Source organism: Endobacterium panacihumi, assembly GCF_050847465.1.
GTDB lineage: Bacteria > Pseudomonadota > Alphaproteobacteria > Rhizobiales > Rhizobiaceae > Neorhizobium > Neorhizobium panacihumi.
In genome coordinates, this window is sequence record NZ_JBOZRA010000001.1 from 1,962,279 (window position 1) to 1,976,650 (window position 14,372).

A 14,372-nucleotide genomic window follows, 5' to 3' on the forward strand; every position below is an offset into this window, starting at 1 on the left:
CGCCGTTCAAGCGGCTTTTCGCGACAGAAACAGAATGCCATGGATGGCATAGCCGCCATCCATGCGAATGACTGTTTTTTCGCTTTCGATCAGTTCGAAGCCATAGGTCTGCAAAAGGCCGAGAATGTAATCCTGCGCATGCGCATAACGCATCGATTCCCGCAGAACGAAACCGTTGCCCTCGCCGGCATCCTCGACCGAAAAGGCGAACAGACCATCGGCGGTCAGAAGTTCGGTCACCAGCGGAAACACCGTTTCCAGCGAACCGAGATACATCAGCACATCGGCAGCGGAGACGAGGTCAGCGCGATGGTGTGCCTGCCCCTCGAACAGGCCGGATTCGTCTGCGGGCAGCGTCAGGTCGGACTGGCCGAGATGGTCATAAAGCTCCTTTCGTTCGGCGCGCGCCAGCATGTTGGCGGAAATGTCGAAACCTTCGAGACGGGTCGCTACGTCACGGATTTCCGCGCCAAAAAGGCCGGTGCCGCAGCCGAGATCGACCACACTGGCAAAAGGTGCATGCGGCCTGACCAGCGCCGCAAGTTTGCCGGGAACCGAATATTCGAGCTTTTCGACCAATGCCGTGTCGAAACGGTCGGCGTAATCGTCGAACAGGCTTTCGACATAACGGCTCGGCGGTTGTTCCGGCACCTCTTCGGCGCCCAGAAGCGCCAGTTTCAGCGCAGCGGCAAACACGTCGTCCGGGTCGAGCGCCAGCGTTTCTCGATAGGCGGAAACAGCCGGTTCGGTCAGCCCGGCCTTTTCGCGATATTCGCCGAGCCGGAACCAGCCGGCCGCCCATGTCGGGGTGATTTCCAGCGCCTGTTCCATCAGTTCGGCGGCGGCTGAAAATTCATCGCTCTCACTGAGCATGCGGGCATAATCGGCACGGCGGTCGGCGATGACATCGCCGGAAGAGAACTGGCTCGCACTCATGGGCGGCATGACTTTCATTGGAGTTGCGCCATCTCGCGCAAGTCATAAAAAAACTCAAGTTCTATCTGAGGAGGAGCCATACAGTTTACAGCGTCCTTGGTGCGCCATGTCTGGCGCACCAAGGACGCTGTAACATTTTAGAGTGGCGCATCGTACTTTCCAAAAACCGTTCCGGTTTTCGGGTCGATGCGCTAGACATGCTTGCGGTGCGACAACGCGGACATTATGTCTTTCGCACCCCCGCAGATGAACAAGCCAGATGAACAAGGATGACCGCTTCCGTGAACAGTTTCCTCGGTGACTCCCCCGGCCGTACCGCCATCAAGCTCGTCGTCGTCTGCCTGATCGTCGGTGTCGTTCTGGCTTGGCTCGGTTATACGCCCGACAACATCATCGGCAGCATCCGCTATCATTTCCTCGATATCTGGTACAACGGTTTTGAGGCGCTCGGCACGGTCGGCAACTATCTGCTGCTCGGCGCGATCGTGGTCATCCCGATCTTTGTCGTGCTGCGGCTGATGAGTTTCCGGCGCTGACATGACGCAATTTCTGACACCTTCGCGGCGGGGCTTTCTCGTTCTTTCCGGCATGGGCCTTGCCTTGGCAAGCTGTTCTACCGTCAGCGTGCTGGCGCCGACGCCGGGGGCCACCGACCAGACGGCGGCGGCGCTGCCGCTGGTCAACGAGCTGCGCAAAAAGAATGGCCTGTCCTCGCTTTCCAGCGTCAACGCTTCGCGCAAGGCGGCGGCCGTTCAGGCCGTGCGCATGGCCAAGGCCGACGAAATGCAGCACCTGATCGGGCTCGGCGACAGTTTTTACAACCGCATGAAGGCCAGCGACGTGACTCTGCCGGCGGCGGAAAACATCGCCAGCGGCCAGAACGAAGTCGAACGCGCCGTTCAGGCCTGGATCGACAGCCCAAAGCACCTCAAGAACATGCTGGGTTCCTATAGCGGCCTCGGTGTTGCCGTGGCCTATGCCAAGGACGGACGGCCTTACTGGTCGATGATCCTTTCAAGCTGAAGACGTAAAGACCGCGCGGGAGCGCTGAAACGATGGGGCAGCAGGCGGTCGGACATTCCACGGACGGATCAGCCGTGCGGCCCTTCGACGTCACCCACAAAAGCGTGCTGTCCATCGCCGTGCCGATGACGCTCGGCTTTCTCACCACACCTCTTCTGGGCCTGACCGCCACCGGCGTGGTTGGGCGTTTGGGTGATCCCGCAGCCCTTGCCGGACTTGCCATTGGTGCCATCCTGTTCGACCTCATTTTTGGCAGCCTCAGCTTTTTTCGCACCTCCACGACCGGATTGACGGCGCAGGCATTTGGCCGTGGCGACTCTCGGGAAGAACAGGCGGTGTTCTGGCGCGCCTTCATCAGCGCCATCGGGCTTGGCCTGCTGATGCTGATGGCGACGCCGCTGATCCTCGCCTACGCACCCGGATTGATGACCGATGATGTGAGCGTCGCCGATGTCACCCGCCACTATTTCGGCATCCGTGTGCTCAGCAGCCCGATGACCTTCATCAATTTTGCCATTCTGGGCTATGTGCTGGGGCGCGGTCAGGGCACGACGGGGCTGTTTCTGCAGGTCGTCATCAATGGCAGCAATATCATCCTGTCGATCTATCTCGGCCTTCATCTCGGCTGGGGCGTCGATGGCGTTGCATGGGGAACGGCCTGTGCGGAAACGATCGGTGCGATCACCGGCCTCGTCATCATTTTCCGGCAGTTTACCAGAATGCCGGGCAGCCGGCCGAACCGGGCTGACATTCTTGACCGCGACCGGCTGAAGGCGCTTTTCCAGCTCAATGCCGACATTCTCATCCGTTCGCTGGTGCTCAATTGCGCCTATGCGATCATGACCCGCGTCGGCTCCAGCTTTGGCGCCGTGACGCTGGCCGCCAATGCCGTGCTGATGAACGTGTTCATGCTCTGCTCGTTTTTTCTCGACGGGCTGGCGGGTGCTGCCGAACAACTGGCGGGACGATCCGTCGGCGCGCGTTACCGGCCGGCCTTCGACCGGGCGCTAAAACTGACGGCCCTGTGGTCGTTTGCGATGGCGGGTCTGCTGGCGCTGTTCTTCATGATGTTTGGATCCAGCATGATCGATCTGCTGACCACATCGCCGGAAGTCCGGACTGAAGCCATGAGCCATCTCGGCTGGGCGGCACTGACGGGCCTGACCGGCGCGCTCGCCTTCCAGCTCGACGGCGTGTTTATTGGTGCAACATGGTCGCGAGCGATGCGCAACATGATGCTGGCATCGCTCGCGGGTTTCTGTCTGGCCGTCGCCGTTCTGGTGCCGGCCTTCGGCAATCATGGCCTGTGGATCGCGCTCAACCTTTTCCTCGGTCTGCGCGGCCTGTTTCTTCTCGCCATGCTGCCATCAAAGGCGCGTCAGAGTTTTGCTGCCGCCCAGTGATCGACGCGGCTGTCGCGCAGGTCGCGTACCGAATTGACCTGCTCGCGATCCAGCAGTTTTGACAGGCCGGAAACGACACGGCCGGCAAGCGCCGGACCTTCATAAACCATGCAGGAATAAAGCTGCACGAGATCGGCCCCTGCCCTGATCTTTTCCAGCGCTGTATCGGCCGACGACACACCACCGACACCGATGATGGCCAAGTCCTTGCCGACCTTCTGGCGCATCTTTGCCAGAACCGCCGTGGAACGCGCAAACAGCGGCTTGCCGGACAGGCCACCCGCCTCGCCGGCCTGTGCCTGATCGATCAGATCATCGCGCGACAGCGTAGTGTTGGAGACGATCAGGCCATCCAGCTGATGCGCCAGCACTTCGGCGGCGATATCGTCCATGCCCTCTTCGGTGAGGTCCGGGGCGATCTTCAAGAAGACCGGAACCTTGCGGCCGGATTTTTGCGCTTCCTCGTCACGGGCGGCGATGACGGCCGACAGCAGCGCGGCGAGGCTTTCACGCGCCTGCAGATCACGCAGGCCGGGCGTGTTGGGCGAGGAAATGTTGGCGGTGAAATAAGAAGCGACCGCGTTGAAGCGGCGGATGCCGGTCACGTAATCGGCGATCCGATCCGTGGCATCCTTGTTGGCGCCGATATTGACGCCGATAATGCCGCTGCGGCGGATCTTTGAGAGGCGCTGAAAGGCCGGTTCATGGCCCTCGTTGTTGAAACCGAACCGGTTGATGACGGCTTCGTCCTCGACCAGACGGAACAGGCGCGGTTTCGGGTTGCCCGCCTGTGCCTTGGGCGTCAGCGTGCCGACCTCGACATGGCCGAAGCCGAGTTTCAGCAGCGCTTCCGGCACTTCGGCATTCTTGTCGTAACCGGCGGCGAGACCGACCGGATTGGGGAATTCGAGACCGGCAAGGCTGACGCGCAGGCGCGGATCTGCCTTGGCCGCGCAGGATGGAACGAGGCCTGTCTTCAGCGCCGTGATCGACATGCCGTGCGCCGCTTCCGGATCGAGGAGGAAAAGACCGCGGCGGGTCGCGCTTTTCAAAAAGCCCATCATGACATCAAATCTCCGGAAACAGGTGGCGGCCATCGGCGCCGATGGTCAAAGGTTTTTCCCACAGGACGGCTTTCAGCGGCAGGGGAGCATAAAGATGCGGGAAAAGAGCACCGCCGCGCGACGGTTCCCAGACAAGCTTTTCACCCAGCTGATCGGCATCAACGGCCAGCAGAAGAAGGCTGGTCTGGCCGGCAAAATGCTTGTCCGCGGTTTCCTGCGCCTGAGCTGCGGTGGAGAAATGAATATAGCCATCGGCAAGATCGATCGGCGCGCCATCAAAAACGCCTTTTCCCTTGGCATCAAGCCACAGGTCTTCCGTCACGATCTTGTAGATTACGTCGCTCATCATACGTTCCCGGCCATGATTGTTTGCCGAGGCTTTGCCGCAATGGCGGCGGTTTGTCTATGGCGAAGGTCAATCCATCGGCAAACTGAGTTAGAAAAACAGGAGACAGACATGTTTCGACACACCACGACATGGGCCGCGTTTGGCATGGCTGCGACGTTTGTTCTTCCCGCTGCCTGGCCTGCCCTCGCGCAAGATGGCAACCAGAACCGCTTCCGGCTGGAAAAGACCGAAAGCGGTTTTGTGCGGCTGGACACGGAAACCGGCGCACTGACGCTGTGCCGCGACGAAGGCGGCGCACTCACCTGCCGCATGGCCGCCGATGAGCGCGCGGCCTATGAAAAGGAACTCGACCTTCTGGAAAAACGCGTGACCGCGCTGGAAAAGCAGCCGGGAACGACCACCGCCAAACCGGGCGTGCCTTCGGAAGACGAGATAGAGACCTCGCTGTCGATCATGGAGCGTTTCATGCGGCGGTTTTTCGGCCTCGTACAGGAGTTCCAGGAGGAGGAACGGCAGCAGACGACGCCGAACCGCACCTGACCTGTGTCACGTCTGAGACGGATCGGAACTGACAGTTGTGAAGTCTGGCGGCACAAGCCCTTGTGCTGAACGGTTCTCAGTATTAGAAATATGGCGAGGAGATTAGGCAGACTATGCTGTTGGGAGGCGGCGTGGGCATGCAGGCACTCACCCAGACACTGACAATGATCATTGCGGATGATCACCCCCTGTTTCGCGGCGCGCTGCGGCAGGCGGTGAACGATATCGGCGACACGCAGACCATTATCGAGGCCGGCGATTTCGAGACGGCCCGCAAGGCGGCAGGCGAGCAGGTGGATATCGACCTGATGCTGCTCGACCTCAACATGCCCGGCGTTTCCGGTTTCTCCGGGCTGACGGCGCTGCGCTCTGAATTCCCCGGTCTGCCGGTCATCGTGGTTTCCGCGAGTGACGACAGCGCCACGATCAGCCGGGCGCTGGAACTTGGCGCTTCCGGTTTCATTTCCAAATCCGCCGGGCTCACCGATATCCGCATGGCCGTCGAAACCGTGCTTGATGGCGGCATCTGGAGCGGGGCAGCGGGCGCGGCGCAGAAGACCTCTTCGGACCCGGCCATGACAGAGCTGATGGAGCGGATGAAAACGCTGACCCCGCAGCAGAGCAAGGTTCTCACTATGCTCGGCAAGGGACTGCTGAACAAACAGATCGCCTATGCGCTCGGTGTGTCCGAAGCGACGATCAAGGCGCATGTTTCCGCCATCCTGCTGAAACTCAATGTCGACAGTCGCACGCAGGCGGTCATCAAGCTCGGACAGGTCAATCTCGCCATGGTCGCTTGATCCACGACGATAACACGCGCCGAAGACAGGATTTTATTCCTTTCAGCCTTTACTCCGCCCCGGGTTTTGGCTAGGTTCGGAAGCGTCTGGCTGTGCTTGCGTGTTCCAGGCACTCGATGCCTTCCCGGTTCTCCGGAAAGGCGGAACCGAAGACAAGCCGTATCGCGCTGCCATTGCCGTCAGGCACATATCGCGCGGACCTGGCACGGCAGGATTTGAAAACGATGTTGTCACACGAGACGATCTGGAGCGCGCTCGACGCCTTGGCCGAACGCCACCAATTGACGCCTTCGGGCCTTGCCCGGCGGGCAGGTCTCGACCCGACATCCTTCAACAAATCCAAACGGCAGGGGCCGGATGGCCGCATGCGTTGGCCTTCGACGGAATCGATATCCAAGGTTCTGGAGGCGACCGGTTCCAGCATCGACCAGTTTCTGGCCTTTCTCGGGCCTGAGCCGGTTCATGCGCCGCAACCGGCAGCGCTGCCGGAAGTGACCTATCCACCCCGTTCGAGTGGCATTCCGCTTCTGGGGTTTGCGCAGGCCGGTGCAGGCGGCTTTTTCGATGACGGTGGTTTTCCCGCCGGCCAGGGCTGGGACGTGGTGGATTTTCCGGCCGCCCCGACAAGCGGCGCGGTGTATGCGCTGGAGGTGCAGGGCGATTCCATGCTGCCGCTTTACCGCGACGGCGACCGGCTGATCGTGGAGCCCGGCGCGCAGGTGCGGCGCGGCGACCGTGTTGTGGTGAAAACCCGCGAGGGCGAGGTGATGGCAAAGGTTCTGCTGCGCCAGAGCGCTAAATCCATCGAACTCAATTCGCTCAACCCGGCGCATCCCAACCGCACGTTCGAGATGAGCGAGATCGAATGGATCGCCCGCATCATCTGGGCCAGCCAGTAAGGCCGCCCCTACCCTCTCAATAAAGACCGTTCGGGAAATAACGCTGATAAATTTCCTGCAGGCGGCCATTGCGCGAGAGCGCCGCCACGGCGCTGTCGAAGGCGGCCGGCAAGGTCACGTCATTATGGCGGAACATGGCCGACAGGCCTTCGCCGAGATAACGCTGCGACATGTAAGGTCCGTCGAACAGCGTGCAACATCCGCCGGACGCCTCGCTCGCCACCCAGAACGGCAGCCGCAGGCCATCGGCAAACACGGCATCCACATTGCCCTGTTTCAACGCCTCAAGCATGGCATCCGGGGTTTCGAACGGTCGCACCTGCACTTTCGGGAAAAAGCCTTTCAGCATCGCTTCATGTACCGTGCCGGCCACGACTCCGACCGGACGCCCGGAAAGCGCAACCGACGCGTGCCCCGTCAGCCCGATCTTGCTTCCCGCCGCAAAACGCGCCGGCAGCAGCAGATAAGGCCGCGAGAAGGAAAATTTCTCCCGCAGGCCCGGCGTCACCGCAACGCCTGCCAGCACCACTTCGGCACCGGATTTTTCCAGCGTGGACTCCAGATCGGCATACGGCACTGCCTGGATCTGGCATTTTGCCTCGGCCTTCAGCTCTGCGCATATTTCTCGAATAAAATCAATATTAAAGCCGGCAAGACGGCCGGTCTGATCGAGAAAACTGAAGGGTGGAAAATCCACCGTAGTAAGGACGCGGATGCGCGGCACATTGGAAAGGTCCGGCCGCGGCAAACGCTCGCGCGCATCGAACATGACCGGCAGATCCTTGCCACCGGGCGGCAGCGAAACGGGCTGCTGGGCGGCGGCTGGCATGCCGCCCGCCAGCATGACGGACAACGTCGTCACCAGACCCATCATGCGCCCCCATTTTTTGGGGGATGTAACCAGTGCGTGCATCTGTATGATCCAAAACAAGACATGCCGGGGCGTATTCCTGTGGGGGGTTTAGCAGAAGCATGCGTGTCGGGGAATATTTTCATAGTGTCCCGGTGGGCGCGAAAAGAACCACTGGCGAAGAGGCCGCGCCTCCACCACCACGGCCTGATCCCAGAAGCGACGAAACCGCCGCATTGACCAGCCTCGGTTTCGGCAAACCGCTGATAAGGCGTTTTGCGGAGAGGGCTCAAACCAATGGCACAAGCATCGAAGCCGAACTGCTGGCCGATGGTTCGATCCATGAAGCCGCCTATTTTGCGGCCATGGCACGTTTTCTTCGCCTGCCTTTCATCGACAAGATCCACACCGCCGATATCGTCGATAGCGATCTGCTCGACGTGCAATTGCTGCGCCCCAACCAGATCCGGCTGCAGCATCCGAAAAAGGTGCCGCAGGTGGCCATCATTCCCGAAGCCGCGCGGCTTGCCGAGCTTGCTGCCTTGCTGGAAAGACTGCCGGCCTTGCGCCAGGGCTTGGTGATTACCACGCCATCGCAAATCCGCACGGCAGTCTGGCAGGCCGGCGCTGCGCGGCGGGTAAAAGCAGCGATCACCAGCCTGTTCGAGACACGTACGCATGCCTCTGCCCGCATCGTTCTGTCGGGCGTTCAGGGATTTGCCGCGGGCGGTCTTGTCGTTTTTGTGGTGATGGCGCTGCTTCTGGCTCCGCAGATCACATTTTTCGCACTCCACCTCATCTTGTCGCTGCTCTATCTTTGCTCTCTGGCGATACGAATTGCGGCGCTCGCCTATTCCAAACGGCATTCAATCCCGACATCCACTTCGGAATGGCCGGAGCACATGCCATCCGAGGCAGGGCTGCCGGTCTACACGGTGATGGTGGCACTTTACTAGGAAGCGACAGTTACCGAACAACTCGTCCGCAGCCTCGAGCGGCTGGACTGGCCGCCCTCACGGCTCGATATCAAGCTGGTTTGCGAGGGTGATGATCTTGATACGATCGCAGCCTTGCGGGCACTGCCGCTCAAGCCGCATTTCGAAATCATATCCGTTCCGCCCTGTCAGCCGCGCACCAAGCCGAAGGCGCTAACCTACGCGCTGTGTGCGGCCCGCGGCAGCTATCTCGCCATATACGACGCCGAGGACCGGCCGCATCCGCAGCAATTGCGTGAAGCCCATGCACGGTTCAGCACGAGCGGTGACGAGATTGCCTGCCTGCAAGCACCGCTTGTCATCACCAACGCCGAGAAATCCTTTCTCAGTGCCCTGTTCGCGGTCGAATATTCGGGCCTGTTCCGTGCACTGCTGCCGATGCTGGCAGCCCACCGCCTGCCGCTGCCGCTTGGCGGCACCTCCAACCATTTTCGCACATCCGCGTTGATCGAGGTCGGCGGCTGGGATCCGTTCAATGTCACGGAAGATGCCGATCTTGGCGTGCGTCTCTACCGACACGGATACCGGGCGGCGACCTTGCGTCGACAAACGCTTGAAGACGCGCCGACAGCGTTTCACGAATGGCTTGGCCAACGAAGCCGCTGGTACAAGGGCTGGGTGCAGACATGGCTTGTGGCGACACGTCACCCCCGAGCCCATTTGGCCGAGATGGGCTGGTTCGGCGCCCTCGCCTTTCACCTGATGATCGGTGGCATGCTGGTTTCAGCGCTTCTGCATCCGCTGATCCTGCTTTTGCTGGTGACAGGCGCCTGTATGTTTTACCAATATCCCGACGCGGCACCGGGGCTTTTTGACCATCCGCTCATTTTCATCGACCTTCTCAATATTCTGGGTAGCTACGTGCTTCTGGTCCGCCTCGGTTTTCGAGCAATGACAGCGCACGAAAGAAAGCGTGTCGGATGGCGCTGGATCGCAGTGCCGCTCTATTGGATGATGACATCGCTCGCCGCCTGGAAAGCACTCAACGAATTGAGGACAAAACCTTTTTTCTGGAACAAAACGCCGCATCGTCCCGTTGATGCGACCATCGGGACGAAGAAATAGAAACCCGCATGATCCTTGGTCTGCGTATCTGCGCAGGACGATCGGCAACCGGCTTTCTGTTTACAACCCCTGCATCACCGCTCGGGACGGGCGGGTTAAAATGGAGAGAAAAAGTTCATGTCGGTACTTATTGGTATTCTGATCACCTTCCTCGTCATCTTTCTGGTGCTTTATCTGGTTCAGCGCCTTCCGATCGACGGCCGCGCGAAACAGATCGTGCAGATCATCGTGATCATCATCGGTATCATCTCGCTGCTGCGCTATCTGGCGGTTTTCTGAGCCACCAATCGGCCAGGATCCCCGGCCCGCCGAATGAAGGCGGGCACTTTCGGGCAACAAAAAAAGCACCCCATGACAAACGAGGCCGGTGCATCATAACAAATGCACCGGCCTCGCAATATATAAAGCCGGGGCGAAACCGCACCGACCTTTCATTATTTCTTTCCATCCAGTCGGTACCTCTCGGTCAGAAGTCTTAAAGCGATGAAGAGGCTTTGGGTTTCCTTGTGTCGAGGTTAACTGCACCCGCACCAAGGCTCGATCGATCGAGAAGTGCAATGGGGATCGCGTCTTCGCCTGTAAGTATTTCCACTCGTCAGCCAAAAGAGTATCTTGCGCCTGCGGGTTTAGCTCCACTGCGCAATGCTCGCTGAATAGGCAATTCAAAACGATAATGAACGAACGCACTTATTATCAATATAAGAAGGACAGCAACGGCCCCATGCGATGGCCTCTCAATATCGACGGGAAGCTGCCAAGCATAGGTGAGTTGATACCGGATAAAGGTAATTATCGGCCAATGACATAGATAAACGGCGTAGGAAAGCGCACCGGATGCCCCAAAGAAAGCGGCAAGCCGTTTGTTACTTATAGGCGCTGATTTTTCCCACAACGCGGTAAAGAGGATCGCCGCAAAAAACATTGGTATGTAAGCGAAATCGGGAAACCATGCCCATATCATCCCGAGAAATGAAACGATAGATGCGCTTGCAGCAATTGCTGCGACAAGTGCAATCCGAATCGGCGATCGATCAACCTGGCGTTCGAACGCGCGATAGGAATGGTAGATGAGCACACCAAGAAAGATGCCGCCGAATCCACGCAGCATTCCGGCATTCACATATATGAGAGACGATTGATCAATCCCTCCTAGATTCCCAAATGATGCATAACTTGCCGCATAGGCTCCGAATACGACAAAAAACACAAATATCAACACAGATTTGGATCGAGACAACGCATATATAATCAGCGCCAAAAACACATTGACAAAAAGCTCAACCGAAATCGACCAGCTTGGAGCGTTTAGAACTCCGCTCATTGGAATGCCGTAAGCTTGAAGCAGCAAAGCATTAATCGGAAAGCCGATCCAATTCTGCTCCAGAAGCTGGCCGCCGCTGGTCATGTAAAAGAAAATGCACATCGGCACGTAGACAGAAAGCGTGAGCAGATGAAGCGGATAAAGCCTGATCAAGCGATCACGCAGGAATCCCCAAAAATAGCCGTTAGACCGCGATTTTTTCTCGTATCCAAAACATAGAACAAAGCCTGAGAGGATGAAAAAGAAGTCTACGGCCAAATAGCCCTGCGCGGGCATAACCTGACCATGGATATGGAGCAAGACCACAACCATGGCCAGAATGAACCGCATGAAATCGAGCATATAGAACCGCATTTGCAACCCCTGGCTTTTTTTCTCTATGCCCCAGTCGATACTTTCTTTCCAGAAAAAAAACGACTACCAATCATATTTATGAAAAAATCTTATCCAAGTGCAGTTTTAATCTGTGTTTTAACAACCATTCTCGCTTGCAAGGCCTCCAATGCCCTTGAAGAGAAACAATTTACATCCATGGTGCTTCATCCCGCTCACGCGGTCGATATGCTCAACATCAACAATAAGACCGAAGTCGATTGCGCCTCGGTCGCGACCCAGAAACCTTTTGTGCTACTTGGTGTTGGGCAGAGCCTGATGGCGAACAGCAACGGCGACCCGGAATGGAGCAAGGTCAGCTACAAACGTGTTTACGAACAATGGGCCGGCAAATGTTATGAGGCCAATTCACCATTGTTTGGCGCGGGAGACGGAGCTAAATCCTTCATGCTGCCAATGGCAAATCTCATTGCCCGCGGAAAAAATCGAGCGGTGCTGATCAACATGGCAGCGGTTGGGGGAATGAGCTCAAAGTTTTTTACACCTGGCAACCCGGGCGCAGACTTGATCGTCTATCAGATAGAAAATTTGACAAAACTCGGGCTGAAGCCGGATGCGGTGTTGTTTCAGCAAGGACAAGCGGACGTCGCGCTCGGCACGCCGGCGGAAGAGTATTTCGCCAATTATTCGGCGATTTTCAGAAACCTTAAGGCTCACGGCGTCGCAGCGCCGAATTTTGTGGCGGTTGACACGATGGTGACCTGGGCCACCTATCCAAAAACGGCAGAAATCCAGAGGCGTATTGCCTTGATGCCCAATGCCATCCCGGGTCCGAACATAGATCTCATCACATACCGCAAGGACGGGACACATCTGGACAATGCGGGCGTTGAACTGCAGGCAGCCATGTGGTTTCAAGCTCTGGCGGCTTATTTTGGATGGTGAGGCGACGTCACCTGAACAGCTCAGTTGCTTATCCCAGAGCGAAGACAAGCATTACGGACGGATGAACACCGGGCATACATGACGTCATTGCACACAGGTCATATCCCACACCGCCGCTCATTCTCCGACGCCTGCTGTCGGCAGCCGAAATTGGGATTGCCATTGCACTCATGCGGAGAAGATTTGCGCCCCCCCTTTTTTGTGAAACATGACAGCAACACAGGTTGAGCTTTTTGTCCGGCGGCATCGTGTCTCACGATAATCGAGCTTCCACAAAGTGAACGGCCCGGATTATTGGTCAAAGCGACTGGTGCATAGCTTCCGACTATCCGGCGGACCAGCGCACAATCGAAACGGCGTTTTCAAAACTCAGTCGCTTGTGGGAAAACGCGCCACGCAATCTCGACACACCGCCTCATAGGCAAAATACGTAACGAACTAACGTTGCTGGACAGGCAACTGGAGCGGGTGAAGGGAATCGAACCCTCGTATTCAGCTTGGGAAGCTGCTGCTCTACCATTGAGCTACACCCGCCTGATGCCCGCAGACTTCCAACAGAAGCCGGCAACTGTCAAGCGGCATTGCCGCGACAATCAGGCGCGAAAATGTTTCGACAGTTTCAGGCCCTGCGCCTGATAGTTCGAGCCGAGGCCCGAGCCATAAAGCCCTTCCGGCGCTTCCAGCATATGTTCATAAACGAGGCGGCCGACGATCTGGGCATCTTCCAGAATGAACGGCACTTCGTGGCTGCGCACTTCCAGCACCGCACGGCTGCCCCGACCGCCCGCCGCCTCATGGCCGAAACCGGGATCGAAGAAACCGGCATAGTGCACGCGAAATTCGCCGACCAGCGGATCGAAAGGCGTCATTTCGGCAGCATAAAGCGGCGGCACATGCACGGCTTCACGCGACACAAGGATATAGAACTCATCCGGATCGAGGATCAGCTCGTTGCGGCCGCGGCTATAGATCGGTTCCCAGAAATCGAAAATGTCATGCTGGGCCTTCTTGTCGACATCGACCACGGCCGTGTGGTGTTTGCCGCGATAACCGATCAGGCCATCCTTGTCGCCGCGCAGATCGATCGACAGCGCGATACCGCCGCCGGAGACGTTGGGCTGCTGCGAGGCGACCAGCGTTTCGTCTTCGTGCAGCTTTGCCAGTTCCGGTTCACCCAGAAGCGCGTTGCCGATGCGAAAACGGATCTGCGACAGGCGCGAGCCCTGACGCACGACGATCGGGAAGGTGCGTGGCGAGATTTCGAGATACAGAGGACCGGAATAACCGGCCGGGATCTTGTCGAATTCCTGCGCATAATCGGTGATGACGCGGGTAAAAATGTCGAGACGGCCGGTCGAACTCTTTGGATTGGCCGAGGCGGACATCTCACCCGGCAGGTCGAGGCGCTCCATCAGCGGCACGATATAGACGCAACCGGTTTCCAGAACGGCACCCTCGGACAGATCGACGACATGCAGCTTCAGACGGTCGAGCTTGTCGGACACGAGACTGTTTGGGCCCGGCATGAAGGAGGCGCGGACACGAAAGGCCTTTGAGCCGAGACGCAGATCGAGGCTCGCCGGCTGGATCTGATCGTCATCAAGCGCACGCTCGCTGACCAGACGTTTTGTCTCGAACAGCGCCGCGATTGCGCGGTCAGCCAAAATTCCGGTCGTCCTGATCATCTTCAAAAGTCCTTGGTCTCGAATGGCGGACAAAACCAAATCATGACCATTGACGCAAGCGTACAGCGGGATTATGCCAGTTTTATCCCGTGGTGATTTGGCCGGTCGGCTTGCAGCCACGTTAAACAAGTGGCTAAAAAGACCGGGTTGAAAACCGGTCTGCT

15 protein-coding genes, 1 tRNA gene, 1 pseudogene and 1 riboswitch are annotated in these 14,372 nt (G+C 58.2%); of the genes and pseudogenes, 10 read left to right on the top strand and 7 right to left on the bottom strand.

Translation table 11 applies throughout. From position 1 onward, the window contains the following. Positions 1 to 6 precede the first annotated feature (6 nt). Positions 7 to 936 carry a class I SAM-dependent DNA methyltransferase gene (locus ACRQ1B_RS09770; RefSeq protein ID WP_432293380.1) on the bottom strand — a complete coding sequence of 310 codons (930 nt, stop codon included), beginning with the start codon at positions 934 to 936 and terminating at the stop codon, positions 7 to 9. A 269-nt stretch (positions 937 to 1,205) separates the two neighbouring features. Between ACRQ1B_RS09770 and ACRQ1B_RS09775 the strand changes: the two genes are divergently transcribed. Genes ACRQ1B_RS09775 through ACRQ1B_RS09785 form a run of 3 tightly spaced genes read left to right on the top strand, consistent with a single transcriptional unit; the run spans position 1,206 to position 3,362 of the window. Next, positions 1,206 to 1,472, top strand: a complete 267-nt coding sequence (locus ACRQ1B_RS09775; protein WP_432293381.1) for a DUF6460 domain-containing protein — start codon at positions 1,206 to 1,208, stop codon at positions 1,470 to 1,472. 1 nt (position 1,473) lies between these two features. Beyond that, positions 1,474 to 1,959, top strand: a complete 486-nt coding sequence (locus tag ACRQ1B_RS09780; protein ID WP_432293382.1) for a CAP domain-containing protein — start codon at positions 1,474 to 1,476, stop codon at positions 1,957 to 1,959. A 32-nt stretch (positions 1,960 to 1,991) separates the two neighbouring features. After that, a complete protein-coding gene (locus ACRQ1B_RS09785; RefSeq protein WP_432293383.1) occupies positions 1,992 to 3,362 on the top strand; it encodes an MATE family efflux transporter in 1,371 nt (456 codons plus the stop codon). On the opposite strand, the gene ACRQ1B_RS09790 is transcribed toward ACRQ1B_RS09785, so the two are convergent. Together ACRQ1B_RS09790 and ACRQ1B_RS09795 are read right to left on the bottom strand one after the other, a co-directional pair. Then, complete coding sequence (locus tag ACRQ1B_RS09790) at positions 3,338 to 4,426, bottom strand: quinone-dependent dihydroorotate dehydrogenase (protein ID WP_432293384.1); 1,089 nt, start codon at positions 4,424 to 4,426, stop codon at positions 3,338 to 3,340. The genes ACRQ1B_RS09785 and ACRQ1B_RS09790 overlap by 25 nt on opposite strands. Before the next feature lie 4 nt (positions 4,427 to 4,430). Further along, the gene (locus ACRQ1B_RS09795; RefSeq protein ID WP_432293385.1) at positions 4,431 to 4,775 is read right to left on the bottom strand and encodes a DUF952 domain-containing protein; all 345 of its coding nucleotides are present in this window, start codon (positions 4,773 to 4,775) and stop codon (positions 4,431 to 4,433) included. 144 nt (positions 4,776 to 4,919) lie between these two features. Here ACRQ1B_RS09795 and ACRQ1B_RS09800 point away from each other — a divergent pair, with 144 nt between their 5' ends. The 3 genes from ACRQ1B_RS09800 to ACRQ1B_RS09810 all read left to right on the top strand — a co-directional run bounded on the left by ACRQ1B_RS09800 (position 4,920) and on the right by ACRQ1B_RS09810 (position 7,014). Next, entirely contained in the window at positions 4,920 to 5,315 is a 396-nt protein-coding gene (locus tag ACRQ1B_RS09800) for a hypothetical protein (protein WP_432293859.1), read from the top strand. 113 nt (positions 5,316 to 5,428) lie between these two features. Further along, positions 5,429 to 6,115, top strand: a complete 687-nt coding sequence (locus ACRQ1B_RS09805) for a response regulator (RefSeq protein ID WP_432293386.1) — start codon at positions 5,429 to 5,431, stop codon at positions 6,113 to 6,115. A gap of 224 nt (positions 6,116 to 6,339) precedes the next feature. Then, positions 6,340 to 7,014, top strand: a complete 675-nt coding sequence (locus tag ACRQ1B_RS09810) for a S24 family peptidase (protein WP_432293387.1) — start codon at positions 6,340 to 6,342, stop codon at positions 7,012 to 7,014. 16 nt (positions 7,015 to 7,030) lie between these two features. On the opposite strand, the gene ACRQ1B_RS09815 is transcribed toward ACRQ1B_RS09810, so the two are convergent. Continuing rightward, on the bottom strand, positions 7,031 to 7,888 hold the full coding sequence (locus tag ACRQ1B_RS09815) for a transporter substrate-binding domain-containing protein (protein ID WP_432293860.1): 858 nt from the start codon (positions 7,886 to 7,888) through the stop codon (positions 7,031 to 7,033). A 212-nt stretch (positions 7,889 to 8,100) separates the two neighbouring features. Between ACRQ1B_RS09815 and ACRQ1B_RS09820 the strand changes: the two genes are divergently transcribed. The 3 genes and pseudogenes from ACRQ1B_RS09820 to ACRQ1B_RS09830 all read left to right on the top strand — a co-directional run bounded on the left by ACRQ1B_RS09820 (position 8,101) and on the right by ACRQ1B_RS09830 (position 10,203). Beyond that, on the top strand, positions 8,101 to 8,820 hold the full coding sequence (locus tag ACRQ1B_RS09820) for a hypothetical protein (RefSeq protein ID WP_432293388.1): 720 nt from the start codon (positions 8,101 to 8,103) through the stop codon (positions 8,818 to 8,820). A gap of 33 nt (positions 8,821 to 8,853) precedes the next feature. After that, positions 8,854 to 9,924: pseudogene (locus tag ACRQ1B_RS09825) on the top strand (glycosyltransferase family 2 protein); the annotation flags it as partial. A 117-nt stretch (positions 9,925 to 10,041) separates the two neighbouring features. Beyond that, the gene (locus ACRQ1B_RS09830; protein ID WP_432293389.1) at positions 10,042 to 10,203 is read left to right on the top strand and encodes a Thivi_2564 family membrane protein; all 162 of its coding nucleotides are present in this window, start codon (positions 10,042 to 10,044) and stop codon (positions 10,201 to 10,203) included. 316 nt (positions 10,204 to 10,519) lie between these two features. On the opposite strand, the gene ACRQ1B_RS09835 is transcribed toward ACRQ1B_RS09830, so the two are convergent. Then, positions 10,520 to 11,545 (bottom strand): acyltransferase family protein, encoded by a 1,026-nt coding sequence (locus ACRQ1B_RS09835; protein ID WP_432293390.1) that lies wholly within the window; start codon positions 11,543 to 11,545, stop codon positions 10,520 to 10,522. Between ACRQ1B_RS09835 and ACRQ1B_RS09840 the strand changes: the two genes are divergently transcribed. Continuing rightward, positions 11,531 to 12,523: an SGNH/GDSL hydrolase family protein gene (locus ACRQ1B_RS09840; protein ID WP_432293391.1), complete on the top strand. Its 993-nt coding sequence runs from the start codon at positions 11,531 to 11,533 to the stop codon at positions 12,521 to 12,523. The two genes, ACRQ1B_RS09835 and ACRQ1B_RS09840, sit on opposite strands and share 15 nt — an antisense overlap. 460 nt (positions 12,524 to 12,983) lie before the next feature. Here ACRQ1B_RS09840 and ACRQ1B_RS09845 read toward each other — a convergent pair. Next, positions 12,984 to 13,057: transfer RNA gene (locus tag ACRQ1B_RS09845), tRNA-Gly, on the bottom strand. Between the two features lie 59 nt (positions 13,058 to 13,116). Then, on the bottom strand, positions 13,117 to 14,208 hold the full coding sequence (locus ACRQ1B_RS09850) for a 2'-deoxycytidine 5'-triphosphate deaminase (protein ID WP_432293392.1): 1,092 nt from the start codon (positions 14,206 to 14,208) through the stop codon (positions 13,117 to 13,119). A 79-nt stretch (positions 14,209 to 14,287) separates the two neighbouring features. Beyond that, a riboswitch (SAM riboswitch) is annotated at positions 14,288 to 14,366 on the top strand. Positions 14,367 to 14,372: the final 6 nt, after the last annotated feature.